The sequence below is a fragment of the Mycobacterium sp. genome (assembly GCF_050701675.1).
Taxonomy (GTDB): domain Bacteria; phylum Actinomycetota; class Actinomycetes; order Mycobacteriales; family Mycobacteriaceae; genus Mycobacterium.
Map to the genome: position 1 here is coordinate 1 of NZ_JBOGDD010000299.1, position 2,749 is coordinate 2,749.

The 2,749-nt window shown below is 64.6% G+C and carries 3 protein-coding genes; 2 read left to right on the forward strand and 1 reads right to left on the reverse strand.

The window, feature by feature from the left end; all coding sequences use genetic code 11:
- On the reverse strand, window positions 1–354 hold a 354-nt coding region (locus ACRDUX_RS08880), incomplete at its 3' end, for an SDR family NAD(P)-dependent oxidoreductase (RefSeq protein WP_526413015.1).
- 306 nt (window positions 355–660) lie between these two features.
- Between ACRDUX_RS08880 and ACRDUX_RS08885 the strand changes: the two genes are divergently transcribed.
- Window positions 661–2,376, forward strand: coding sequence for a class I adenylate-forming enzyme family protein (locus tag ACRDUX_RS08885; RefSeq protein ID WP_526413017.1), 1,716 nt, complete (start codon window positions 661–663; stop codon window positions 2,374–2,376).
- A gap of 113 nt (window positions 2,377–2,489) precedes the next feature.
- Window positions 2,490–2,749, forward strand: a 260-nt coding sequence (locus ACRDUX_RS08890; protein ID WP_526413019.1) for a cupin domain-containing protein, incomplete at its 3' end; no start/stop codon positions are given.

Consider the following 2,749-nt stretch of genomic DNA (forward strand, 5'->3'; position numbering starts at 1 on the left):
CTCACCGGCAATTTGGTAGAAGGCGTCATTGATCAGAACGGTGCCCACTGCGTTGATGCGAAGGATCAGTTCCGCCGAACCCATGGCCGGACTTACGCCGGCGGTGTGGACGACCGAGGTGATGGTCCCGCACTGCTGAGCATGATCGAACAGCTGGCTGACCGATTCGCGGTCCGTGACGTCGCACAGCGTCGCCGTACAAGTGATCCCGGCCTTGACCAGGTCGCGACGGGCCGCATCGAGGCGCTCTTGGCTCACGTCGGAGATCAGCACGGCGCTGTCTCGACCTATGACGTGGGCGACGGCCAATCCCATACCACCGGCCCCGCCAGTGATCACCGCTAGTTTCGTCATCGCGGATCGTCCTCCGTTCGGATGTTTCGAGAGTGACCGCGCAGTGCGGACGTTGGCCGCCGGGCGCCTCGGGTGATCAGCGTCGTGGCGGGGAAGCGGAGTACTGCGCCAGATTAAGGTAACATCGTTGTTCAATTGATGGCATGCGGCTGTCGCCGGGACCATGTCGTCCACTGCCGCCTGGCACCGAGCGGGAAGGGAGCGCACCGCCATGAGCGATGGCGTCGTCAGGACTGACTGGATCCGGTACTGGCTTGTGTGGGTGCAAGACGTTGTGGTTCCCGCTGCGGCACCCGAGGAGGGCGAATGATTCTCACTTCTGATCTGGTGCACGAGGCCGTGCGTCGATTCACCGCACCCGATGGGATCTTTGCCGTCACCGAGCGGCAAGTGGGCGGTGTCCCCCGACGGGTCTTCACCCACGCCCCCGCCACCGTCCTCGACATCTTGACCTCCGGTCGCGGGCACGTCGCCGCGGACTTTCTGGTCTTCGGCGACCAACGGTGGAACTTCGAGCAGTTCTTCGCCGACGTCGATGCACTGGCGGCGGTGTTGCAGCACGATGTCGGCGTCCAGCCCGGCGATCGGATCGCGATTGCGATGCGCAATTGTCCAGACTGGGTCCTGATCTTCGCAGCGGCGGTCCACGTCGGTGCGGTCCTCGTGCTGATCAACAGTTGGGGATCGGCCGAGGAACTCGAGTTCACCCTGCGTGACTCGGATCCCACCGTGCTGGCCGCCGACCTACCCCGCACCAGGCTCGCCGCCGACGCGTCGCGACGGGACCGATTGACGGTGCTGTTCAGTGACGTCGACGGCGACTCGGAAGAACTTGGTTCGGTAGCGGATCTCGACGTGATGACTATTCGGGACGCCGTAGCCGCAGGGCGCGGTCGCGACTATGCGGTGGCGAAGCCTGAACCCGAAGACATGGCGATGCTGCTCTATACCTCGGGCAGCACGGGCCATCCCAAAGGGGTTGTCTACCGACATGTCTCAGTAGGTCAAGCCCTCGTCCACATGATGCTGGCCGGCTTTCTGGCGCTCGAATTCAGCGGTGCCGTCGAACTTCGTGGGGGAGCGACCAGCGAGGCGCAGTTGGTCACGGTGCCGCTGTTTCACGCGACCGGATTGTTCAGTGGGTTCCTGCTGCCCTGCGCGGTGGGTCAAAAGGTGGTGCTGCTGCGCAAGTGGGACGCCGTGACCGCAATGCAGACGATTCAGGACGAGAAGGCCACGATGGTCGCGACGGTGCCTGCGATCCTCAAGGACCTGTTGACCCATCCCCGGTTCGACGAGTTCGACCTCTCGTCGATCTCGCGGGTCGCCGCGGCCGGGGCCGCCACCCCTGAGGGGCTTCCCGAGTTGTTGCGCCACAGGCTCGGCATCGATAACAGGTCGGCGGGGTACGGGATGACCGAGACGGCGTCGGTCTGCGCGACCATGAGCGGACCGGTCTTCGACCTTCAACCCATGGCGGCAGGGATCATTTCACCGATCATCGATCTTCGGGCCGTCGATGCTGCGGGCCGGGTCGTGCCGGCTGGGGCGGACGGCGAGATACAGCTGCGGGGCATCACCGTCACCCCTGGATACTGGCAGCGTGACGACCTCACCGCCGAGGCGTTCACCGCCGACGGGTGGCTGCGCACCGGCGATCTGGGGAACGTCGACGGCGACGGTTTCCTCCACATCACCGGTCGGATCAAGGAAATCGTCATCCGCGGCGGGGAGAACATCGCTCCAGCCGAGATCGAGAACGTCGCCTACCGCCATCCATCTGTCAAGGAGGTCGCGGTATTCGGCGTTCCCGACGATGCCTTGGGCGAGGAACTGGCGATGGTGTGCCATCCTCAGCCGGGTTCCACACTCACCGAGGACGATCTGCGCGCCCACCTGCGCCACGCGCTACCGACCTTCAAGGTGCCGAAATACGTGGTACTCACCGATGAACCGCTGCCCCGCAACGCCAGTGAGAAGATCCACCGACTGGCGCTGCGCACCAGTTTCGTCGCGAACTGACCACCCCCACGAAGCCAGGAAGGCGCTGGATGCACGTACGTCGCGTAGTAACCGGCCACGATGCGCACGGTAAGGCTGTCATCGTCGACGATGACGTCGTCGAACCGACGACCGTGACGCTGAGCCCCACCGTCTATCACGAACTCTGGCGAGCAGACTCAGCGCCCACCCTGCCCGACGCCGGCGCGAACGGCGCGAAGACGACGTTCTTTCCACCCGTCGGGGGTTATCGCTTCTTCCTGCTCACCTTTCCTCCCGGTGACGGCGCCGTGGACTACGAGGGCCTCGACATCGAAGCCGGTCTGCGGGAGTTGCAGGAGAAGCTACCCGGTGTGCTGGAGACCAACGAGCTCGATCGGCCCGGCATGCACAC

What these genes read in the sequence shown, in the direction of transcription:
- ACRDUX_RS08885 (WP_526413017.1), top strand. Translation starts at nt 661, where the DNA reads ATGATTCTCACTTCTGATCTGGTGCACGAGGCCGTGCGTCGATTCACC.